The organism is Flavobacterium sp. B183, from assembly GCF_023539155.1.
Taxonomy (GTDB): domain Bacteria; phylum Bacteroidota; class Bacteroidia; order Flavobacteriales; family Flavobacteriaceae; genus Flavobacterium; species Flavobacterium tructae.
Genome location: NZ_CP097434.1, coordinates 2,634,697 through 2,655,672 on the forward strand (window position 1 = coordinate 2,634,697; position 20,976 = coordinate 2,655,672).

22 protein-coding genes and 1 pseudogene are annotated in these 20,976 nt (G+C 35.2%); 13 read left to right on the top strand and 10 right to left on the bottom strand.

All coding sequences use genetic code 11. The features are described from left to right. Positions 1-210 precede the first annotated feature (210 nt). The 5 genes from tnpA to M4I44_RS11210 all read left to right on the top strand — a co-directional run bounded on the left by tnpA (position 211) and on the right by M4I44_RS11210 (position 3,815). Entirely contained in the window at positions 211-672 is a 462-nt protein-coding gene (gene tnpA / locus M4I44_RS11190) for an IS200/IS605 family transposase (RefSeq protein WP_249967349.1), read from the top strand. Positions 673-788: 116 nt separating this feature from the next. Further along, entirely contained in the window at positions 789-1,139 is a 351-nt protein-coding gene (locus M4I44_RS11195; RefSeq protein ID WP_230000296.1) for a cupin domain-containing protein, read from the top strand. A 142-nt stretch (positions 1,140-1,281) separates the two neighbouring features. After that, the gene (locus tag M4I44_RS11200; RefSeq protein ID WP_017495426.1) at positions 1,282-2,427 is read left to right on the top strand and encodes an MFS transporter; all 1,146 of its coding nucleotides are present in this window, start codon (positions 1,282-1,284) and stop codon (positions 2,425-2,427) included. Positions 2,428-2,478: 51 nt separating this feature from the next. Next, positions 2,479-3,411 carry a peptidylprolyl isomerase gene (locus M4I44_RS11205; protein ID WP_017495425.1) on the top strand — a complete coding sequence of 311 codons (933 nt, stop codon included), beginning with the start codon at positions 2,479-2,481 and terminating at the stop codon, positions 3,409-3,411. Positions 3,412-3,503: 92 nt separating this feature from the next. Beyond that, positions 3,504-3,815, top strand: a complete 312-nt coding sequence (locus M4I44_RS11210; protein WP_070907020.1) for a cytochrome c — start codon at positions 3,504-3,506, stop codon at positions 3,813-3,815. Positions 3,816-3,925: 110 nt separating this feature from the next. Here the strand turns inward: M4I44_RS11210 and M4I44_RS11215 are convergent, their stop codons facing one another. Together M4I44_RS11215 and M4I44_RS11220 are read right to left on the bottom strand one after the other, a co-directional pair. Beyond that, positions 3,926-4,321: a GreA/GreB family elongation factor gene (locus tag M4I44_RS11215; RefSeq protein WP_017495423.1), complete on the bottom strand. Its 396-nt coding sequence runs from the start codon at positions 4,319-4,321 to the stop codon at positions 3,926-3,928. A 319-nt stretch (positions 4,322-4,640) separates the two neighbouring features. Next, entirely contained in the window at positions 4,641-5,204 is a 564-nt protein-coding gene (locus M4I44_RS11220; protein ID WP_249967350.1) for a thioredoxin family protein, read from the bottom strand. Positions 5,205-5,420: 216 nt separating this feature from the next. Between M4I44_RS11220 and M4I44_RS11225 the strand changes: the two genes are divergently transcribed. Further along, positions 5,421-5,756 carry a tRNA-binding protein gene (locus M4I44_RS11225; protein WP_249967351.1) on the top strand — a complete coding sequence of 112 codons (336 nt, stop codon included), beginning with the start codon at positions 5,421-5,423 and terminating at the stop codon, positions 5,754-5,756. A 61-nt stretch (positions 5,757-5,817) separates the two neighbouring features. Here M4I44_RS11225 and M4I44_RS11230 read toward each other — a convergent pair. From M4I44_RS11230 to M4I44_RS11240, 3 genes and pseudogenes are all read right to left on the bottom strand, one after another. After that, positions 5,818-6,363 (bottom strand): annotated as a pseudogene (locus M4I44_RS11230) (RBBP9/YdeN family alpha/beta hydrolase). A 144-nt stretch (positions 6,364-6,507) separates the two neighbouring features. Further along, a complete protein-coding gene (locus tag M4I44_RS11235) occupies positions 6,508-6,876 on the bottom strand; it encodes a PUR family DNA/RNA-binding protein (RefSeq protein ID WP_017495419.1) in 369 nt (122 codons plus the stop codon). A 68-nt stretch (positions 6,877-6,944) separates the two neighbouring features. After that, positions 6,945-8,723, bottom strand: coding sequence for an ABC transporter ATP-binding protein (locus tag M4I44_RS11240; protein WP_017495418.1), 1,779 nt, complete (start codon positions 8,721-8,723; stop codon positions 6,945-6,947). A gap of 205 nt (positions 8,724-8,928) precedes the next feature. On the opposite strand from M4I44_RS11240, the gene M4I44_RS11245 reads away from it, so the two are divergent. From M4I44_RS11245 to yajC, 3 genes are all read left to right on the top strand, one after another. Beyond that, positions 8,929-10,035, top strand: a complete 1,107-nt coding sequence (locus M4I44_RS11245) for a Glu/Leu/Phe/Val dehydrogenase (RefSeq protein ID WP_017495417.1) — start codon at positions 8,929-8,931, stop codon at positions 10,033-10,035. A gap of 193 nt (positions 10,036-10,228) precedes the next feature. Then, complete coding sequence (gene nusB, locus M4I44_RS11250; protein ID WP_026109869.1) at positions 10,229-11,140, top strand: transcription antitermination factor NusB; 912 nt, start codon at positions 10,229-10,231, stop codon at positions 11,138-11,140. A gap of 113 nt (positions 11,141-11,253) precedes the next feature. Next, a complete protein-coding gene (gene yajC, locus M4I44_RS11255; RefSeq protein ID WP_026109868.1) occupies positions 11,254-11,529 on the top strand; it encodes a preprotein translocase subunit YajC in 276 nt (91 codons plus the stop codon). A gap of 198 nt (positions 11,530-11,727) precedes the next feature. On the opposite strand, the gene M4I44_RS11260 is transcribed toward yajC, so the two are convergent. From M4I44_RS11260 to M4I44_RS11270, 3 genes are all read right to left on the bottom strand, one after another. After that, a complete protein-coding gene (locus tag M4I44_RS11260; RefSeq protein ID WP_070907016.1) occupies positions 11,728-12,306 on the bottom strand; it encodes a YdeI family protein in 579 nt (192 codons plus the stop codon). 8 nt (positions 12,307-12,314) lie between these two features. Continuing rightward, the gene (gene pepT, locus M4I44_RS11265; protein ID WP_035746278.1) at positions 12,315-13,592 is read right to left on the bottom strand and encodes a peptidase T; all 1,278 of its coding nucleotides are present in this window, start codon (positions 13,590-13,592) and stop codon (positions 12,315-12,317) included. 227 nt (positions 13,593-13,819) lie between these two features. Continuing rightward, positions 13,820-14,950 carry a formylglycine-generating enzyme family protein gene (locus tag M4I44_RS11270; RefSeq protein WP_249967352.1) on the bottom strand — a complete coding sequence of 377 codons (1,131 nt, stop codon included), beginning with the start codon at positions 14,948-14,950 and terminating at the stop codon, positions 13,820-13,822. 356 nt (positions 14,951-15,306) lie between these two features. On the opposite strand from M4I44_RS11270, the gene M4I44_RS11275 reads away from it, so the two are divergent. Then, positions 15,307-16,341, top strand: coding sequence for a quinone-dependent dihydroorotate dehydrogenase (locus M4I44_RS11275; RefSeq protein WP_089077783.1), 1,035 nt, complete (start codon positions 15,307-15,309; stop codon positions 16,339-16,341). On the opposite strand, the gene M4I44_RS11280 is transcribed toward M4I44_RS11275, so the two are convergent. Together M4I44_RS11280 and M4I44_RS11285 are read right to left on the bottom strand one after the other, a co-directional pair. Continuing rightward, positions 16,327-17,043, bottom strand: coding sequence for a DUF3307 domain-containing protein (locus M4I44_RS11280; RefSeq protein WP_249967353.1), 717 nt, complete (start codon positions 17,041-17,043; stop codon positions 16,327-16,329). The genes M4I44_RS11275 and M4I44_RS11280 overlap by 15 nt on opposite strands. Further along, positions 17,040-17,654: a SatD family protein gene (locus M4I44_RS11285; protein ID WP_249967354.1), complete on the bottom strand. Its 615-nt coding sequence runs from the start codon at positions 17,652-17,654 to the stop codon at positions 17,040-17,042. The genes M4I44_RS11280 and M4I44_RS11285 overlap by 4 nt, the downstream gene beginning before the upstream one ends. A 208-nt stretch (positions 17,655-17,862) precedes the next feature. On the opposite strand from M4I44_RS11285, the gene M4I44_RS11290 reads away from it, so the two are divergent. The 3 genes from M4I44_RS11290 (at position 17,863) to M4I44_RS11300 (ending at position 20,764) form a co-directional block, all read left to right on the top strand. Next, positions 17,863-18,729, top strand: coding sequence for a hydroxymethylglutaryl-CoA lyase (locus M4I44_RS11290; protein WP_249967355.1), 867 nt, complete (start codon positions 17,863-17,865; stop codon positions 18,727-18,729). 80 nt (positions 18,730-18,809) lie between these two features. Then, entirely contained in the window at positions 18,810-19,364 is a 555-nt protein-coding gene (locus M4I44_RS11295; protein ID WP_249967356.1) for a hypothetical protein, read from the top strand. Further along, positions 19,361-20,764, top strand: a complete 1,404-nt coding sequence (locus M4I44_RS11300; RefSeq protein WP_249967357.1) for a DUF5723 family protein — start codon at positions 19,361-19,363, stop codon at positions 20,762-20,764. Before M4I44_RS11295 ends, M4I44_RS11300 begins: the two co-directional genes overlap by 4 nt. Positions 20,765-20,976 lie beyond the last annotated feature (212 nt).

The following is a 20,976-nucleotide window of genomic DNA, read 5'->3' on the forward strand; positions in this document are numbered from 1 at the left end:
AGTAATATTTAATGATAAAATATTTGTAGTTTTATTCCTTCATTTTAAATAATCTAAAATTATTTCGTCAGGAATTAATTTGGCTATCAAAAATATATGTTTTACACATCGCAAATTATTCCGTCAGGAATTAAATATTGGTAGAATATCAAAAAAATATATGTTTTACACATCGCAAATTATTCCATCAGGAATTAAATATCGGTAATTATGGCAAACACATACACCCAAATACATATTCATTTTGTTTTCGCAGTGAAATTCAGACGTTCGTTGATAGACAAAGAATGGAAAGCAGAATTGTATCAGTATATAACCGGAATTATAAAAAATAATGATCATAAGCTTCTGGGGATAAATGGTGTATCGGATCATATTCATATTTTGATCGGGATTAGACCTGCGCAATCAATTTCTGATTTGATGAAAAATATTAAACAGGATTCTTCAAAATGGATTAATAGTAATAAATTGTCTAAAAGTCATTTTCAATGGCAAGAAGGTTATGGAGCGTTTTCATACAGTAAATCTCAACTGAGTACTGTAATCAGGTATATTGAAAACCAGGAAGCGCACCACAGAAAGAAAACCCTGAGAGAAGAGTATATTCACTTTTTGCAAAAGTCTGAAGTTGATTATGATGAAAAGTTTATTTTTAAAGAATTAATTTAGAAGTAATCAATAAGAAAACAGATTCGGTTAAATTTGATAAAAATAATCGGAATGAAAAGACGTTAGCCGATTAATGGAATTTGCAAGAAACGAAAAGTTAATTAAACACAGAGAAAATGCAGCACTTTAAAACAAGTAAAGAATTTATAAAAGGAGATGAAATCGAATGGGAGATCGTAGGAGAAGGAATCAAACGTAAAATTCTGGCTTTCGATGAAAGAGTGATGTTAGTAAATGTACATTTTGAGAAAGGCGGAATCGGAGTTTTACATGAGCACTATCATTCTCAGGTTACCTATGTTTCCAGTGGTAAATTTGATGTTACCATTAGCGGAGTCACCCAAACGTTAAAGGAGGGAGATAGTTTTTACATTCCGCCTCATGCTATTCATGGAGTAGTTTGTCTGGAAAGCGGACTTCTGACAGATGTTTTTAGTCCAATGCGAGAAGATTTTATACAATCGTAAGGGCTTAAAGTCCATTAAAAGCTATAAAATAAGAACCGAATTGGCTTTAAAACCTTTAAAAATTATAATTTTTTTAAAGTTTTGGTAATAATTAGATTGGTATTTTTGCAAAATGAATTTATCCAAAACGAATGTCTTATTTATGGCAGCTTGCACCGGACTTATAGTTGCAAACCTGTATTACTGCCAACCTTTAATTGTTTTAATTGCCAACGAATTTAAAATTCCTGAAGCCAGTGCGGGAACAATAACCTATCTAACCCAGGCGGGTTATGCTATAGGACTGTTTTTCATGGTTCCGCTGGGAGATAAAATCGAACGTAAAAAGCAAATTTTAATCACCACTTTTGCTTCTGTAATTGCTTTGATTATTGCGGCAACGGCAAAAAGTTTTTTCCTTTTGCAGGTAGCTTCGTTATTAATCGGAATTACTTCAATCGTACCACAGTTAATTTTACCATTGGCAGCATCTTTAAGTGCGCCTGAACAACGTGGAAAAGTAGTCGGAACCATCATGAGTGGTTTACTTGTGGGGATATTGCTTTCCAGAACTTTAAGCGGATTTATCGGCCAGGTATTGGGTTGGAGGTCTATGTTTTATATTGCTGCAGGTATTTGTTTACTGATCTTTTTTGTGATTCAGAATAAATTTCCGGTCAATAAACCTCAGTTTGAGGGAACTTACGGACAGCTGATTCAATCGCTTTTTACACTTATAAAAACACAACCGGTTCTGCGTGAAGCGACACTGATAAATGTATTTAGTTTTGCACAATTTGGAGCCTTCTGGACCACTATGGTTTTATTGCTTTCGGGAGAACCATTCGGTTTTAATAGTGCTACAATTGGACTATTTGGAATTGTGGGAGCATCAGGAGCTTTGGCAGCGCCGCTAGTAGGAAAAATGGGAGACAAAGGAAACTCAAGAATTGCGGTAGGTTATGGTTGTTTATTGATCTTAATTAGTTTTCTGGTTTTTTATTTTTCAATAGAAAGTGTGATCGGAATTGCGATTGGAATTGTATTTATTGATATCGGAATTCAGGGCGTACATATTTCAAACCAAACGAGAGTATATTCATTGCTTCCGGAAGCCAGAAACCGATTGAATACCGTCTTTATGTCGTTTAGTTTTTTAGGGACAGCAGCCGGATCGGCTTACGGATTGTTGTTGTGGAAACTGGGCGGATGGCATGCCGTAACCATTGGATGTGTTGGATTATCGGCACTGGCATTTACGGTTTATGGTCTTACTTACAAATCAAAGTCTAAAAAACAGAAAGCATAAATTGATATAAAATTAATTTGTAAATTTGCAATCAAATAAAAAATAACAACCATGGAAAACGGAATATACGCTAAATTCAACACTAGTAAAGGTTCGATTTTAGTAAAACTTACACACGATTTAACACCTGGAACTGTAGGGAATTTTGTAGCTCTTGCAGAAGGAAATATGGAAAATAAAGTTAAACCTCAAGGACAAAAATTCTATGACGGATTAACTTTTCACAGAGTAATTCCTGATTTTATGATTCAGGGAGGATGTCCAAAAGGAACTGGAACCGGAGATCCTGGATACAAATTTGATGATGAGTTTCACCCAAGCTTGAAACACGATCGTCCGGGAGTTTTAGCAATGGCAAATTCAGGTCCGGCAAGTAACGGTTCTCAATTTTACATTACTCACGTTCCAACTTCATGGTTAGACGGAAAACATACCGTTTTTGGTCATGTAATCGAAGGACAGGATGTTGTGGATGCTGTAGCTCAGGGAGATAATCTTGATGCAGTAGAAATCATCAGAGTAGGTGAAGAAGCTCAAAAATGGAATGCAATCGAAGCTTTTATTTCTTTAAAAGGAGCTCGTTTGAAGCGTGATGCTGCTTTAAAAGCGGAATCAGAAGCAAAGATGGAGCAATTGGCTGCAGGTTTTGATAAAACAGATAGTGGATTGCGTTATAAAATGATCCAAAAAGGAGAAGGTAAAAAAGCGGAAGCAGGTAAAACTGTTGCAGTACACTACGAAGGTTCTTTAGAAAACGGAAAAGTATTTGATTCTTCTTACCCACGTAAAAAACCGATCGAATTTAGATTAGGCCAGGGCCAGGTTATCGAGGGATGGGACGAAGGTATTGCTTTATTACAAGTAGGTGACAAAGCTCGTTTTGTAATTCCATCTGATTTAGCTTACGGAGCTTCAGGTGCAGGAGGAGTTATTCCACCACACGCAACTTTGATTTTTGACGTTGAATTAATGGACGTAAAATAAGACTTTACAGCAATTTAGTATTGTTTTAAATAGCAATCCCATTCGCTAGCCGAATGGGATTTTTTTTATATTTACTTTAAAAAACAAGAACAATGAAATTAAGGATCCTAACTTTAACCGCTGCGACATTGCTTTTGATTTCGTGCGGTACAAAAAAAGCAGCTCCGGTTGCAACAGCCACTCCGGCTGCAACTGAGACGGCAAAAACTACAGAACTAACTCCTGCATTGGCAGAAGGTAAAAACTTGTACGAAAACAGTTGTGCAAGATGTCATAAATTATACGATCCGAAGAAATTTAGTCAGGAAGACTGGAAACCAATTCTGGTAAGAATGCAGAAAAAAGCGAAGGTAGACGATACTCAAATTGCTTTAATATCAAACTATATAACTTCTCAATTGTAAGGAGTTGTAATTTAAAAAGCATAAAAACTATTCATATTATTTTTGAATAGTTTTTTTTTGCTCCAAACGGAGCATAAAAAAACACCTTCACGCGGGAGGTGTTTAGAAAATTAAGAAGCGTTTTCAGAAGAATTGTCAACCGCTGCTATTTTTAAAGTTTTTATTCCGGCAGGTAATTCCCAATCGACAACATCGTCTTTTTTAAAGCCAATAATGGCAACACTTAGTGGCGCTAATATTGATATTTTGCCCTCTTTTACGTCTGCAAATGAAGGAAGGACAATTTGAATTTTCATTTGTTTTTTTGCTTTTACATCTTCAATAATAACATGCGAATTAATGCGTATAGTGCTGCTGTCTAATTCACTTTCTTTACGGATAACAGCGCGGTCCAATTCGTTCGAAAGCTGTCCAATTTCTTTAGCATTGGTTGCGTTTTTACTTTTTAGGATCAATTCTCTTAAAAATTGATAATCTGACTTACAGAATGTAGGTGTTGGTTTCATATCTATTCTAATTTATTGTGGGTTGACTGTGTAGAATTTTCAGATACAAAGTATTGCTACGGTCATTTCTGGCGGTCTGTAAATGGAGACTGCTGCTAAAAACTGAAAATTTTAAAAAAAAATAATCCTCCGTCTGAGAGAAGAAATTGAAATAGACGGAGGCCTAATTGATAAAGGCCTTACTATGTGAAATAAATACAGTCGAGTATGCTCTTCTTGAAGGAGAAAGCGATAGCGGAGAAACTGTAAATAGATTTATAGTAGTCACTGTGGGAATAATTAATTTGATTTGTAAAGATAAGCAAACTTTTTGAAAACACTAAAATGATGTTTTCCATTTGATGTTGCAGCCAATACTTGGTTTTTGCGGATCTTTCAGACTTCTGTTATAGATAAGAGCATCAATTGCACTGCGAAGATCACTTCCGCTTAACGGAATTCCGTTTCCTGGTCTTGAATCGTCTAATTGACCACGGTAAAACAATCGGTTCTGATTGTCAAATAAATAAAAATCAGGAGTGCAAGCCGCTTCGTAGGCTTTGGCTACTTCCTGGCTTTCGTCGTACAAATACGGGAAATCGATTTTGTTCTGAAAAGCAAAGTCGGTCATTAATTCGGGACCGTCTTGCGGATAGTTTTTAACATCGTTGCTTGAAATCGCAATCACACCAATTCCCTGTACACGATAATCATTGGCAATCATGACAACCTCTTTGATAACATGAAGTACAAATGGGCAATGGTTGCAAATAAAAATAACCAGCGTACCTTTCGAGCCCCTCAAATCGTCAAATGAATACTCATTATTCGAATTGGTATCTCTTAATTTGAAATCTGGAGCAATTGTTCCAAGAGGAATCATATTAGAAGGAGTTCGTGCCATTTTTGTAGAAATAAGTTCTTCAAAAATAACTTTAAATTTCTGTAAAAGAAAGGATATGGACTTGTTTTTAATTTTTGGAGCATATTTTCTTTGATGAGATCAGAACTACAATATGATTTCTGAAATGAGGAAAACAACTCAAAAAACAGTTATGGAATTGGCGGTTGTAATGGTAAAATTAATAGGTTTGTAAAACATCAAATAGTAAAACAAAAAATGGATTTAACCTGGAGTGAATTTGAAAGAACTGATATGCGTGTCGGAACAATTACAGAAGTGAATGATTTTCCCGAAGCCAGAAAACCGGCCTACCAGCTCACTATTGATTTTGGTCCCGAAATAGGAATCCGTAAATCATCAGCTCAAATAACGGTGCATTATAAAAAAGAAGATTTACTAAACCGACAAATTATTTCAGTAGTCAATTTTCCTAAAAAGCAGATTGGGAAATTTATGAGCGAATGTCTGGTTCTTGGCGCAATAGGCAAGGAGGGGGATGTTATTTTATTGGCACCCGATTTTAAAATAGAAAATGGACTGCGTATAGGTTAGTTTACAGTATTCAGTCATAGTTTTCAGTATGCAGACTGCGACCGAAAATTGCGACTGAAGACTATTTTGTTTTCTCGATCAATTGTTTCAAAATCAATTGTCCTTCTTCCCAATATTTTAAATCCGAATCGGAGTTGATGTGTCCTCTTTGTCCCACATTGACAAGATCGCTTCCCTACATTTCGGCAAAGTATTTTTTTCGCTCAAAAGTCGCGTAAGGATCGTTTTCGCTCGCTACAACAATAGAAGGAAAAGGCAGTTTCGAGGTTGGCATGGGTGAAAAGTTTCGTATAGATTCCGGTGTGTGTGCAGGTGAATCTACATCGGCAGGTGCAACCAGTAAGGCACCCACTATATTTGAATTGTTATTGTTCTGTGCCCAATGTAGAACAAGTGAAACAGCTAAGCTGTGTGCTACCAGTATTGTCGGACCATTAAGCCTGGAGATTTCTTCTTTTAAACGCTCAAGCCATTCTGCGCGAATAGGATCATCCCATTCGTCGTGAACGATGCGGGTTGAATTTTTAAATTTCTCATGCCAAAACGTTTGCCAGTGTTTGTCTCCTGAATTTCCAAGACCTGGCAGAATCAATAGCTGTATTTCCATTGTTGTTTTTTTATCAAGATAGTTGAATTACTTATTTTAAAGCATAAATAAATATTCTACCAAATTGGTAGAGTTTATATGTTTAAAAAAAGTCCAAAATGCAAAACACTATGGACTTATACTTTTAAAAAAGTCTTCCGTCGACTAAATATCGTCAAAATCTATATCTGTAAAACTGGTTCTTTGTCCTTCAGGTTTATCAGAACCATATTCTTTTTTGAAATCTTTTTGATGTCTTTCGGAGATTACTTCTTCGCCCTTGTGGTTCAGGACATAGGAAGTCATTTCTTCAAGTATTTCGGCAAAAGCACTAAAGTCTTCTTTATACAAGTAGATCTTGTGTTTCTTAAAATGAAAGGAACCGTCTTCCTCAGTAAATTTTTTACTTTCGGTAATTGTGATATAATAATCATCAGCTTTAGTAGCTCTCACATCAAAGAAATAAGTTCTTCTTCCTGCTCGTAATACTTTAGAAAAAATCTCTTCTTTTTCTAACATGTCATTTTCTCTCATAATACGTTCTATCATTTTTGGAATTAATAGTACTCAAAAATCATAAAAAATTATCGATTACGCAACAATTAAAGTAATTCTTTTTCCGAAAGTTGTTTTAAATATAACGATGCATAATAGCCTTCCTGATTTATTAATTGATTATGAGAGCCTTGTTGAATGATCTTCCCGTCTTCCAGAATGATTATTTTATCGGCATTTTTTGCAGATGATACCCTGTGACTTACTATTATTGTAGTTTTATCCTTGCAAATTTCAAATAAATTGCTAAGAATCGTTTCCTCTGTTTCTGTGTCCACTGCGGACAAACAATCGTCGAAAAGTAAAATCGCCGGATTTTTAATAATGGCGCGCGCAATAGAGACACGCTGCTTTTGTCCGCCTGAGAGAGTGATTCCTCTTTCTCCTAAAACAGTATCGTATTGTTTGTTAAAAGCGATAATATTATCATGAACTACCGCATTTTTGGCCGCTTCGATCACTTCTTCATCTGTAGCGTTCTGATTGCCGAATTTTATATTGTTTTTAATAGTGTCCGAGAATAGAAAAGCGTCCTGAGGTACAATTCCAACATTATTTCGCAAATCATATAGGTTCAGACCGCTGATTTCGTTTTGATCAATGGTGATTTTCCCTTCTGTTACATCATATAAACGAGAGATTAGCGATAATATTGTGGACTTCCCGGAACCGGTTTTTCCTAAAATAGCCAGTGTCTCTCCTTTTTTGACAGTAAAAGTTACATTTTTAAGTGCTTCAATATTGGTATCTTCGTAGGTATAGCTTACATTTTCAAAAGAAATTGTGCCTTCAATATCGGAATGATTTTCGTTATTGTTTTTTATTTCAGGTTCGATTTTTAAAAATTCATTCAAACGTTTCTGAGAAGCTTCGGCCTCCTGTACCATTGATGAAACCCATCCTAATGAAGCTACTGGCCAGGTCAACATATTTACATATAAAATAAACTCAGCAATCGTTCCAATATTCGGAATCGTTCCGTTAATGTACATAACACCTCCAAAGTAAATGACTACAAGGTTACTGATTCCGATTAAAGCAATCATCAAAGGGCCAAATAAGGACTGTACTTTGGCTAAATCTAAGCTCTTTTTTTTGCTTTCGTCAGCCAGAGCAACCATGTTGTTTTGATGCTGATTTTCCAGTGAGTTGGCTTTTATAACACGGATACCGGAAAAGATTTCTTGTGTAAAGCTGGAAACTTTAGATAAATATTGCTGAAAGGTGGTACTTCTTTTGTTGATTTCCGAGCTTAGTTTGAAAATACAATAGGAAAGAATAGGTAAAGGCAAAATAGTGTACAATGTCAATAATGGTGAGACATTGTACATATATATAATGACAATGGCAAAACGAATAAAAGTATTGATCGTATACATTACGGCAGGCCCCACATACATACGAACTTTTGAAACGTCTTCGCTAATACGGTTCATTAAATCTCCGGTGCGGTTTTGTTTGTAAAAGTTTTGCGAGAGTCTTTCGTATTGTTTGAAAACCTCATTTTTTAAATCAAACTCGATATGACGCGACATTACAATCAAAGTCTGACGCATTAAGAATGTTAGGAATCCTGCAACAATGGTAGTGGCTATGATTAGCAGTACGTTGTGAATTAATCCTTCGCGGTACGAATCAATGACGATTTGCGAAGATTGATCGGCTTTTGGCAGTTTGTCAAACTTTTCGATAGCGTTTAACGACTTGCTAATAAGCTTTGGAGTAAACAGAGAGAATATTTGTGCGATTATGGTGATTAAAATACCTAAAGAAAAACTATATTTATATTTGATGAAATATTTGTTTAAATAACTTAATTCTTTCATTTTTTTAAGAGATTCAATGTTAAAATGTTTCGATTTGATGAAATATTATGAATAAAAATTAATGCAATATATAATTTTATCAAAACAAAACGATTGTTAGATTGTTATTTTAAAGATAATAAATTAGCACATGTATATTTTTTATATAAATTTGAGAAGTCTTTTTGACATATTCATAATTTTAACAAAATAATATAGTAGCGCTATGGATGCAACTTTCGCAACTGGAAAAGAACTTCAGAAAATGGATCCTGTTTTTGGTCAATTGTCTTTTGACGATCACGAACAAATTGTATTTTGCAATGACAAAGATACAGGTTTAAAAGCAATTATTGGTATTCATAATTCAGTTATGGGACCAGCTTTAGGAGGTACTAGAATGTGGAATTACAATACTGAATGGGAAGCATTAAACGATGTTTTGCGTCTTTCAAGAGGTATGACCTATAAATCAGCCATTACCGGATTGAATATCGGTGGAGGTAAAGCAGTAATTATTGGTGATGCTAAAACGCAAAAAACACCTGAATTAATGCGTAAGTTTGGTGAATTTGTTCACTCTTTAGGCGGTAGATATATTACGGCTGAGGATGTTGGAATGGAAACAAAAGACATGGACACTGTTAGAGACGTAACGCCTTATGTTACGGGTATTTCTGAAGAAAGAGGTGGTTCAGGAAATCCTTCTCCAATAACTGCTTACGGTGTTTATTTAGGAATGAAAGCTGCAGCTAAAAGTCAGTTTGGTACTGATGTTTTAGAAGGTAAAAAAGTTTTAGTTCAGGGAATCGGTCACGTAGGTGAGGCTTTGGTTGAGTACTTAACTAAAGAAGGAGCAATCGTTACAATTACGGATATCAATGAAGAGAAATTATTTCAGGTAGCTTCGAAATACAATGCTTCAATCTATTCTGGTGAAGATTTGTATACAGCTGATGTTGATATTTACGCACCATGTGCAATGGGAGCGATCATTAATGATGCAACTGTAGATAAAATTAAAGCTAAAGTTATTGCTGGAGCAGCTAACAATCAGTTGGCTGATGAGAATGTTCACGGAGCAAGATTACAGGAAAGAGGGATTTTATATGCTCCGGATTTCTTAATCAACGCTGGTGGAATTATCAACGTATATGCTGAATTAGAGCATTACGGTAAAGCTGAAATCATGTCAAAAACCGAAAATATCTACAACACAACTTTAGAGATTATCGAGTATGCTGTGAAAAACGGAATGACAACGCACAAAGCGGCTCTGACAATTGCTCAAAATCGTATCGATTTGAGAAAAATTGAAAACGCTAAAAAATAATAAAACATAGTTTATTGTTGAAGAGTCTTAGTCTCGGTCACAGTTTTTAGAGAAATCTTGAAATTGTGACTGAAAACTGAGACTTTTTTTATCATTTTAATTTTATTATAAAGAGTTAAATACTTACTTTTGCAGACTAATTTTTAAATGTTCTTACGAGGTGGTAAATAGAAGACACATACGCGTTAAAGTAATGCAATCCATTTATGCAATGCATCAAAGCGGTTCTGATAATATGGAAAAAGAAGAGAAGTTTCTTTTTTACAGTATTGATAATATTCAGGATCTATATCTTATAATGCTTTCTTCATTGATTGAAATTTGCAAAAAAGAGTCCGTTTTTTTACACCTTTCAAGTAAAAAACATCTTGCAACCGCTGCAGAACGTAATCCGAATGAAAAATTTATTAAAAACAAAATTTTTCAACTCCTAGCCGAAAGTAATTCACTTAGTATTGCTTTAGAAAATCGTAAAATCAACAACTGGAACCTAAACGACGATTATATCATTTTGCTTTTAAATGATATCAAGTCAAGTGCTTTGTATGCGAAATACATGAGTACTACAACCAATACTTTTGAAGAAGACAGGCAATTTGTAATTGATTTGTTTGCTGAAGTAATTGTTCCAAATGAAAAATTGTATGAGTATTTAGAGGATGATAAATTAACCTGGGTGGATGATATTCCGGTTGTAAATACGCACATCATCAAACAATTAAAAGCGATTAAAACAGAAGATCCGGACGATTTTAGAGTGCCTAAATTGTATAAAGATGTTGAGGATAAGGATTTTGCTAAAGATTTGTTCAGAAGAACAGTTTTAAACGAATCGGTTTTGGCAAAAGAATACGATGATAAAACACCAAACTGGGACAGTGAAAGGATTGCAGAAATTGATACTATTATTTTAAAAATGGCTATCTGCGAATTCTTAAAATTCCCTTCTATTCCAGTAAAGGTAACTCTTAACGAATATTTAGAAATTGCAAAAGAGTATTCTACACCAAAAAGTAGTATTTTTATCAACGGAATTTTAGACAATCTGGTTAAAGAGCTTACAGCGAATAAAAAGATGATTAAAGTAGGAAGAGGGTTGATGTAATTCGACTTGACTCTATAAATAAAATTCAAACTCCGGTTTATGTTATATCGCTCTAAGTGAAATTCAGGAACCCAAAGCACGAATATTAATAACAAAAATAAAAACTGAATACTATGCAAGATTTAATGAAATTTGCGCCTTATTTACTAATGTTTGTCGTGTTGTATTTCTTTATGATCCGACCACAACAAAAAAGAGTAAAAAACGAAAAAGAATTTGAAAGCAGCCTAAAAGTAGGTGATAAAATAATTACTAAAAGTGGTTTTCACGGTAAAATTGTTGAGCTTGCTGAAACTAGTGCAGTGATCGAAACAATGTCTGGAAAATTGAAAATTGAGCGTTCAGCAATTTCTATGGAAATGAGTGCTGCTTTGAATAAAAAAGCTTAAATTTTTTCTTCGAAAAAATAAATTTCAAAATATGAAATCCCAAATTCCAAAACTGGAGTTTGGGATTTTTTTTTAATTGTCATTTCAGTCGAAATGACAGTTCTTTATGTAAAGAAAAAAACCTTTTTCAAAGTTTTAAACTTTGAAAAAGGTTTTGTGTAGTTTGGAATTTGGAGCTTAAAAAAATGAAATTTAAGCCTATCTGTATTTATCATTCAATCCGATGTTTTCCAGTATCATCGGAATTACTTTCTCAATTCTCGAAAGTTTGGTTTTGTCTTGCTTGGCAGTTTCAATGTACTCCAGAAATTCATATTGCTTGTAAGGACTGAACTTTTGAAATGCTTCCGCCAAAGCCGGGTTTTGATCCAGTTCTTTCTGAAAAAGCTCAGAAACAATAGCTTCTTTTTTTGAAGGTTTGATGATTTTTCCTTGTTTTTCGTTCTCAATAGCTTCCGAAATGTAGGCCAAAACTTCTGCCTCGTTTACCTGATCTTTTGAAGTAAAACGCCATTGGCGTAGCGATTTTGTTTTATCTTCCTGGGCATTGATGAGTTTCTTTTTCTCGTCTTTCAAGAAAACCCCATTGAAAAACCAAATCGTAAAATACTCTTTAAAGCCACCTATGCCGATAACATTTTTTTTGTTGTATACATAAACGGGGCCTCCCCATTTTACGGTTTCAACCAGTTCGGTTTTGTCAATAATAGCTTTTAGGAAAAGAAGTTCTTCTTCCCAATTGTTGACTTTATCCCAAACGTGTTTTTTATCGGACATACTTCGGTTTATTTTTTTCTTTTAGTTTTCTCAGGAACGTCAAAAATGCCCGGAATTGCAGTTAACTCGGCAATTTTTACAATGACATCAGTCGCTTTTTGCATACTTTCGGCAGGAACATATTCGTATTTTCCGTGAAAGTTATGACCACCGGCAAATATATTTGGACAAGGAAGTCCCATGAAAGAAAGTTGCGACCCGTCTGTCCCACCACGAATAGGCTTGATGATAGGTTTGATGTTCAATTCTTTCATTGCTTTTTCGGCAATATCAACGATATGCTTGACAGGAAGTACTTTTTCTTTCATGTTATAGTACTGGTCTTTAACTTCAGCAATTACAATATCTTCTCCGAATTTTTTCGCAAATTTCTTATTGATTTTTTTGGCAATTTTTGCAATTAAATCTTTACGTTTTTCGAATTTTTTCTTGTTGTGATCACGGATAATTAATTCTAAAACCGTTTCTTCAATACTTCCGGTAAGGTGGTGTACGTGGAAGAAGCCTTCGTAACCTTTCGTTTCCTGAGGAGTTTCTCCTTTTGGAAGTTCGTTAATGAAATCGTTGGCAATCAACATTGAATTGATCATTTTTCCTTTGGCGTAACCCGGGTGAACGCTCTTTCCTTTGAAAGTGATTTTTGCTCCGGCTGCATTGAAGTTTTCATATTCTAATTCACCAATTTGGCTTCCGTCCATAGTATAAGCCCAGGCTGCACCGAATTTTTTCACATCAAAATGATGTGCGCCACGGCCAATTTCTTCGTCCGGAGTAAAACCAATTCTAATTTTTCCGTGTTTAATTTCCGGATGCTGAATTAAGTATTCCATAGCGGAGACAATTTCGGTAATTCCTGCTTTGTCATCGGCTCCTAATAAGGTTGTTCCATCAGTTGTAATAATGGTTTGCCCTTTATATTGTAATAAATCTTTAAAATAGTTGGGTGATAAAACGATGTTTTTCTCAGCATTCAAAACGATATCTTTCCCGTCATAGTTCTCAACGATCTGAGGTTTTACATTAGCTCCGCTAAAATCAGGAGAAGTGTCAAAATGAGATACAAAACCAATAGTTGGAACTTCATGATCGACATTAGAAGGTAATGTAGCCATAATGTAAGCTTTGTCATCTATGGTAACATCTGATAAGCCAATTGTCTTTAATTCCTCGACTAATTTATTGGCAAGATTCCATTGCTTTTCTGTACTTGGAGTTGTTTTTGAATTTGGATCTGACTCAGTGTCAATAGTTACATAACTAACAAAACGATCTATGATATGTTGCATTTTTTTTATTTTATTTTTAGGCAAATATAAGTAAATAGTTAAGGGTTGTAAAGTTTCAAATTATGAAAACTATAAATTAGACTGAAAAAAAGTTTGCTTCAAATTTTACTGATTTGTTCTGATTTTAGAAAGTTAAAATCCAATTTCACGAATTTAAATTCGTGAAATTGGATTTGTAAGTAGCGTGACAAAGATTTTAATTTATGTTATTAGAGACTAAAAAAATCTTATTGAACACATCTAAAACCAATATGATTGGCCGGTGATTTGTAATCTCCTTTTCCTCTGGTGCCTACCATATAGCGGGTACAATACTGGTCGGTACATAAAAAAGATCCGCCACGCTGTACTTTTTTGGGTAGTCCGGGCTCTGAAGGATCATAAGAAGATTCAGGACCCTGAGGGTTTTTAACAACCTGATCCTTTTTGCTGATTATTTTGTAATAGTCTGCAGTATACCAGTCATTGGTCCATTCCCACACATTTCCACCAATATCATAAAGACCATAAGGATTGGGAGCAAATTTAGCGGTCGGTGCAATGCCAATATAGCCGTCTTCGCCAGTGTCTCCTTTTTCCAGAGGAAAGTGTCCCTGATAAATGTTGGCTTGAAATTTTCCTTTTGGTTTTAAGGTATTTCCCCAGGCATATAATTCCCCTGATTTTCCGCCACGGGCAGCAAATTCCCATTCAGCTTCTGTTGGCAGTCTTTTTCCGGCCCATTTGGCGTAAGCGGCGGCATCATCATAGGAAATTTGAACAACAGGGTAGTTGCCTTTTCCTTTTATTGAGCTTCCGGCTCCTTCCGGATGTTTCCAGTCAGCACCATGTACATAAGTCCACCATTGCATATAATTGTTTAAATCAACCTGAGCAGGGGTAGGAGTAAACACGGCCGATCCGGCAACGAGATTTTCCAAAGGAGCATCGGGATATTCTTCATGAGTGGGTTTTATCTCGGCTAAAGTAACATAACCTGTTGCTTTTACAAAAGCTTCAAATTGGTCGTTTGTAACTTCGGTTTTATCCATGTAAAATCCATCTACATAAACGCGGTGTATGGGTGCAGCATCTTTGGTAACTCCTTTTATACTGCACAAACTTTCGTCCTCAACATTACTTCCCATAGAGAATTCTCCGCCGGGAATCCACACCATTCCTTCAGGAGCTTTACCAACAGGTTTGTTTTTGTTTTCAATGGTTGGTTTAAACAATGATTCCTCCGTTGTATTTGGAACCTCGTCACAATTCATCGCTGTTAACTTTTGTTTCGGTACTATAAGTTTTGTATAGCCGTAAGCAATTGTAATAACAGAGAGGGTTAGAATGGCAAAGATCCAATACGTTTTATTTTTCATGACGAATGTTTTTATCGAATAGTAGTTGCGGGTAAATTTAAGAATAAAGTTTATAAAGTACTCTTTTTAAACTCTATTTATTTTATGAAGTTAATAGTGTTTTTTGTTGCTGCTTTATTAAGGTACTGGTAATAGTTGTGGTTAAATTTTGCAGGTGTGGTGTTTGTGAACTTCGTTTTTTTGTTTCCAATGCTGTAATGCAATTATGAAAAAGAGGACTTTTGATTACAGTAAAAATCATTTGAACATAGAAATATAGAGTCAAAACCCGATGTAATTTGTTTTAGCAAAAAGAAGACATTTTCAAAGTATTATAATTAAATTTGCACCCAAAAAAACAACAACAACACACTACTATGTATAAATTGATAATTCGCCCGATACTTTTTGGGTTTGATCCTGAAGAAGTTCATTACTTTACTTTTTCATTTGTTAAATTCATTTCAAAAATCCCCGGAGTTTCATCAATTATAAGATCAGTTTACGAAGTAAAAGACAGTCGTCTGGAACGTGAAGTTTTTGGAATTAAATTTAAAAACCCGGTAGGTTTGGCGGCAGGATTTGACAAAGATGCCAAACTGTATAAAGAATTATCGGATTTCGGATTTGGATTTATCGAAATTGGGACCGTAACTCCTGTTGGACAGGAAGGAAATCCTAAAAAACGTTTGTTTCGATTAAAAGAAGACCAGGCAATTGTAAACCGAATGGGATTCAACAATGGCGGGGTTCTGGAAGCTGTAGAGCGTTTGAAAAAGAATTCCGGAGTTTTGATTGGGGGTAATATCGGAAAGAACAAGGTGACTCCAAACGAAAATGCGGTAGACGATTATATTATTTGTTTTGATGCTTTGTTTGATCACGTAGATTATTTTGTAGTCAATGTAAGTTCACCAAATACGCCAAATTTACGTGCATTACAAGACAAAGAACCTTTGACGGCTCTGTTGCAAACGCTTCAGAACAGAAATACAGAGAAACAAAAAACAAGCACACAAAAGGTAAAACCAATTTTGTTAAAAATTGCTCCCGATCTTACAGACGAGCAGTTATTAGATATTATTGATATTGTAAAAACGACTCAGATTGCGGGTGTGATAGCTACCAATACTACGATTTCACGTGACGGATTGCAATCTGCCAATAAAGTAGAAACAGGTGGATTGTCAGGAAAACCACTAACAAAACGTTCGACAGAGGTGATTCGTTTTCTTTCGGAAAAAAGCAACAAAGCGTTCCCGATTATTGGAGTAGGGGGAATTCATACTGCCGATGATGCAATCGAGAAATTGAATGCAGGAGCCAGCTTGGTACAATTGTACACTGGTTTTATTTATGAAGGACCAGCTTTGATCAAAGCAATCAATAAAAAGGTTTTAAAGCAATTGTAATAGCAGTACCTGAACGATTAGTCCTGTAGCAATGGCGCTTCCAAAACTGATTAACGTACCAATTAAAACATATTCGGTTAGTTTTCGGTCTTTGGCTTCTTTTAAATCGCCAAATCTAAAAATGGATTTTGCGGCTAATAGGAAACCAATGGCCTCGAAATGTCCCGTTAGGATAAAACAGAAAACAAATAATCTTTCTAATAGGCCAATATAGTTTCCGGCTTTGGAAAGTGAGTTTTCATTGTGGCTGCTTTGACTTTCCGGATTCCAGATCGATATAATGGTTCTAATCAGGATAGAAGTTGGTTTTGTAATGAATAAAACTCCTGTCGCTAAAATCCAAAATTGATTGTTGAGCCATAGAAAATGAACGGTTTCACCATTGTAGAGCAAAACAACGCCAATCAAAACTAAAAGGTGCAGCGCCTGATCTGCTATAAACCAACTGCGTTTTGTTGTGTTTTTCTGGAAATGGAGTTTGATTAAATCGATAACGCCATGAGATACGGCAATTAGAAAAGCGTAAGGGAGGAATTGAATTTCTCCGACTAAAACGGCTGCTAAAATGCCATGTAAAAGAATATGAAGATACAAATAAATACTTTTGTGTTTTTTGGCTTCTTTATCGACTACCCAGGAGTTAGGTTGTGCTGTAAAATCACCCAGTAAATGTGCTAAAAGTAGTTTTATAAATAAAATCATAGCGTTGTAAGTTGGTTTATTTGTGTTCTGAAATAACGGTCTAAACTCAATATTAAATCAAACTGTGCCCGTTTTTGTCTTCGGCTTACAGCGGCTCTTTTGATTCCTAATTTTGGGGCTAATTCTTCTTGTGATAAGCCTGGGTTTTCTATCGCAATTGCAATAAATTCTGCAGATTGAGCGGGCCAATTATCCATAAAAGTAAGAGCAAGCTGAAGCATTAAATTCATTTTTTCATCGACAGCCGTATCACCGGTTCGCAAGGCTAAATTTACTTTTAGTTTCTTTAAAGTTCCAAAAAGTTCACCTGAGTGTATAAAGGCAGAACCATTGCTTTCAGAAACTTTCTCAGCATTGTGCGTTTTATCTCCAATACCAATACTCATTCGGGCATCCAGTTTTAAAGCTTTTAAATGTGCTTTAATGAGGATGGCTGCCAATAAAGCTTCTTCGGGATTCTTTATTTCAATTTGAAATTCGTCCCCTCTGTAAATTTCCCATTGAAGAGGCGTATCTCCAAAAGGAGATAAGATTCTCTTTAAAGATTCTACCCAGTCTTTTGAATTTTGCTTTCTGGAATCGATTATATCCCCCGTAATTACACTAGTCATAGTTTCAAATATAAATAAAAAGAATAATAATAGTATTACAAATGTAGCTAATATTTTTTAATGTTACGTTTTTGTGTAACATTGTTAATTGTTACGTTTTTGTGTAACATATTAAAGTGTTACCATATCATGTAATACAATTAAAGAAAATTATAACTTTTATTTCTTTAAAAAAGAAGCTAACTTAGCCTGCATAAAAGAGTAAGCTTTGAATAAAGAAATCAAGATTATCGAATGTCCACGTGATGCTATGCAAGGCATCAAAACTTTTATACCTACTAAAAATAAGGTTTCCTATATACAGTCTTTATTGAGAGTGGGGTTTGATACTATCGATTTTGGAAGTTTTGTGTCTCCAAAAGCAATTCCTCAAATGCAGGATACTGCCGAAGTTCTGGCTCAGCTTGATTTGTCGCAAACAACGAGCAAATTGTTGGCGATTATTGCCAATACACAAGGAGCAGCGCTGGCTGCAGCACATGAGCCTATTCAATATTTGGGATTCCCTTTTTCGATATCTGAAAATTTTCAGATGCGAAACACACATAAAACAATTGCTGAATCTTTAATCACATTAGAAGAAATTCTTGAAATCGCCGATCAGAAAAATAAAGAAGTAGTTACCTATCTTTCTATGGGGTTCGGAAATCCTTACGGTGACCCTTGGAATGTTGAGATAGTGGGCGAATGGACGGAAAAACTGGCAGGAATGGGGGTTAAGATACTGTCACTTTCTGATACCGTTGGAAGTTCTACACCGGAAGTAATCACGTATCTTTTTTCCAATTTAATTCCAAAATACCCTCAAATTGAATTCGGAGCGCACCTGCATACCACGCCAAACAGCTGGTTTGAGAAAATAGAGGCAGCTTCGAATGCAGGCTGTACTCGTTTTGATGGGGCTATTCAGGGATTTGGAGGCTGTCCGATGGCAACCGATAAACTTACAGGTAATATGCCTACCGAAAAGCTGATTTCATATTTTACATCCAATAAAAAAGCGACAGGTTTGAACTCTTTAAGTTTTGAGAGCGCCTATAATGAAGCATCAAAATTGTTTGGGAAATTTCATTAGAAAATAATTATATTTACTTATGAAAGTAAAATAATAACTAGTATCAAAGTATCGTTGTTAGTATTTAGAAATGTAAAGCCATGAGACCAAATTTCATAAAGAGAATTTCTCAGATACTATTTTTATCTGTACTATTTTCATCATGTTCCAGTGATCTGGATTTTGATCAGACTAAAGATTTCAAGCTGGAACCTGCTTTTGTAGCGAATCTGGCTTATTTTAATGTTCCGGCAGCTTCCTTTGTCGATAACGGTACAGAACAGCAAATAGGATTTGATGTTCAGGAATTTGATGTTTTCAAAGAAAAATACTTCAACGATCATCTCGTTAAAGCCGAATTTAATTTTGAAATGGAGAATACTATAAACAGGGGTTTTACCCTGAATGTATTACTTCTGAATGATAACAATCAAATTCTTCAAACCATAACACTGGCGGTTCCTGCCTACTCAGGAGGAACAAATGTTATAAAATATCCGACCGAAGTATTCGAAAATCAACGATTAGATTTATTGAAACAGACCCGTAAACTTGGCTTTGTAGTGGTTATGGCACCAGGTCCTCCTTTAAACGGAAGTAGTACAGGCAGTTTAAAATTACGATCAAGTGCAACCGCTTATATGGTAATTCAATGAAAAAACTATACTTAGTTCTGATAGTCGTGTTTCAGCTTTCTTGTTTTGCTCAAAATAAAGAATTACTGTATAATTTTACCGCTATTCCGCAATCTTCCCTTGTAAATCCGGGAGCAGATGTCGCTTATAAATTCTATTTTGGAGTTCCTGTTTTATCCGGAATCTCAGCAAATTTAGGCTCAAGCAGATTTTCGGCCTATGATTTGTTTGCGAATAACGGGGTAAATTTCAACGATAAAATCCGAAACGTGATTAATAAATCATCGAGTAGAGATAAAACTCAAATTAATCAACAGTTGGAACTGTTTTCAGGTGGTTTCAGAGTGGGAGGAAAAGACAGCCAGTCGTATCTTTCGTTTGGAGCTTATCAGGAATTTGACTTTTTAATGTACGTTCCAAAGGATCCCGCTATATTGGCACTAGACGGAAATAAAGATTACATTGGTAAGTCATTCAATTTGTCTGACTTAAATTTAAGAGCCGAAGTACTCTCAGTGTTTCATGTCGGATTTCATAAAAAAGTAAGTGAGAAACTGGTTTTGGGTGGTCGCGCCAAAATCTATTCGAGCGGAGCAAATGCTACATCAACCCGAAATTCAGGATATATTTATACCGGACAGGCTGAGGGAACTCCTAATTTATATACCCAAACGATTTCGTCTAACTTAGAAATTAAGACTTCTGGTATTGCCACATTTACAAAAGACGAGTACGAAGGGAGTATTCCAAGTGATATCGCACACAATACTTTTTTTAACGGAAGTTTAGGTTTAGGGCTTGATGCGGGTTTTACTTATTATTTTAAAGATAATCTTCAACTTACCGCAAGTATTGTTGATCTGGGTTTTGTGAGACAGTCTAAAGATATCGAAACCTTAACCTATAAAGGAACGTATCACTATGAAGGTGTGAATCCGAATTTTGATAATTCAAATGAACCGAAGAATATCTTTGATGATTTTGATAAAGCCATACCACGCGATACACTTTATAACAAATACACGACACTCAGACCAACAAAACTCTATTCTTCCCTTCAGTATTCCTTTGGCGAATCACGTTCTGATGAAGATTGCAATTGCCATGGTAAAGTGGCCCGAAAATATGTCAACGGTGTAGGAGGGCAGCTGTTTGCAATGTCTATGCCTGTAGAGCCTTTTGTGGCGTTAACCGCTTTTTACAGACGCAGTATTTTCGAAAAATTAGATGTAAAAGCCACTTATACAGTTGATTCTTATTCGAGTAAAAATATTGGCTTAGGATTTGCAGGTACACTTGGAAAACTGAATATGTATGTTCTGGTCAATAACCTCTTAGAATTAAAAGATGTTTCAAAAGCCAACAGTATGGCATTTCAGTTCGGTTTTAATTTTATATTTAATGACAATTCGGAAGAATAATGTTTTAAAAAAATCCAAAATCCAAATTCCAAATTCCAAGTTTCAAGTTTCAAGTTTCAGGTTCTAGCAATTGGAATTTGGAATTTCAAAACTTGGAATTTATTATACGGTTCATTTGTAAGATTAATTCCTTAACTATAAATTTAAGAATAACTTAGCATCCAAGTTATCAATTTATTCACTATATTTGCACGCAATTCAACTAGAAATTG

What these genes read in the sequence shown, in the direction of transcription:
- tnpA (WP_249967349.1), top strand. Translation starts at nt 211, where the DNA reads ATGGCAAACACATACACCCAAATACATATTCATTTTGTTTTCGCAGTG.
- M4I44_RS11195 (WP_230000296.1), top strand. Translation starts at nt 789, where the DNA reads ATGCAGCACTTTAAAACAAGTAAAGAATTTATAAAAGGAGATGAAATC.
- M4I44_RS11200 (WP_017495426.1), top strand. Translation starts at nt 1,282, where the DNA reads ATGGCAGCTTGCACCGGACTTATAGTTGCAAACCTGTATTACTGCCAA.
- M4I44_RS11205 (WP_017495425.1), top strand. Translation starts at nt 2,479, where the DNA reads ATGGAAAACGGAATATACGCTAAATTCAACACTAGTAAAGGTTCGATT.
- M4I44_RS11210 (WP_070907020.1), top strand. Translation starts at nt 3,504, where the DNA reads ATGAAATTAAGGATCCTAACTTTAACCGCTGCGACATTGCTTTTGATT.
- M4I44_RS11215 (WP_017495423.1), bottom strand. Translation starts at nt 4,321, where the DNA reads ATGAAACCAACACCTACATTCTGTAAGTCAGATTATCAATTTTTAAGA.
- M4I44_RS11220 (WP_249967350.1), bottom strand. Translation starts at nt 5,204, where the DNA reads ATGGCACGAACTCCTTCTAATATGATTCCTCTTGGAACAATTGCTCCA.
- M4I44_RS11225 (WP_249967351.1), top strand. Translation starts at nt 5,421, where the DNA reads ATGGATTTAACCTGGAGTGAATTTGAAAGAACTGATATGCGTGTCGGA.
- M4I44_RS11235 (WP_017495419.1), bottom strand. Translation starts at nt 6,876, where the DNA reads ATGAGAGAAAATGACATGTTAGAAAAAGAAGAGATTTTTTCTAAAGTA.
- M4I44_RS11240 (WP_017495418.1), bottom strand. Translation starts at nt 8,723, where the DNA reads ATGAAAGAATTAAGTTATTTAAACAAATATTTCATCAAATATAAATAT.
- M4I44_RS11245 (WP_017495417.1), top strand. Translation starts at nt 8,929, where the DNA reads ATGGATGCAACTTTCGCAACTGGAAAAGAACTTCAGAAAATGGATCCT.
- nusB (WP_026109869.1), top strand. Translation starts at nt 10,229, where the DNA reads ATGCAATCCATTTATGCAATGCATCAAAGCGGTTCTGATAATATGGAA.
- yajC (WP_026109868.1), top strand. Translation starts at nt 11,254, where the DNA reads ATGCAAGATTTAATGAAATTTGCGCCTTATTTACTAATGTTTGTCGTG.
- M4I44_RS11260 (WP_070907016.1), bottom strand. Translation starts at nt 12,306, where the DNA reads ATGTCCGATAAAAAACACGTTTGGGATAAAGTCAACAATTGGGAAGAA.
- pepT (WP_035746278.1), bottom strand. Translation starts at nt 13,592, where the DNA reads ATGCAACATATCATAGATCGTTTTGTTAGTTATGTAACTATTGACACT.
- M4I44_RS11270 (WP_249967352.1), bottom strand. Translation starts at nt 14,950, where the DNA reads ATGAAAAATAAAACGTATTGGATCTTTGCCATTCTAACCCTCTCTGTT.
- M4I44_RS11275 (WP_089077783.1), top strand. Translation starts at nt 15,307, where the DNA reads ATGTATAAATTGATAATTCGCCCGATACTTTTTGGGTTTGATCCTGAA.
- M4I44_RS11280 (WP_249967353.1), bottom strand. Translation starts at nt 17,043, where the DNA reads ATGATTTTATTTATAAAACTACTTTTAGCACATTTACTGGGTGATTTT.
- M4I44_RS11285 (WP_249967354.1), bottom strand. Translation starts at nt 17,654, where the DNA reads ATGACTAGTGTAATTACGGGGGATATAATCGATTCCAGAAAGCAAAAT.
- M4I44_RS11295 (WP_249967356.1), top strand. Translation starts at nt 18,810, where the DNA reads ATGAGACCAAATTTCATAAAGAGAATTTCTCAGATACTATTTTTATCT.
- M4I44_RS11300 (WP_249967357.1), top strand. Translation starts at nt 19,361, where the DNA reads ATGAAAAAACTATACTTAGTTCTGATAGTCGTGTTTCAGCTTTCTTGT.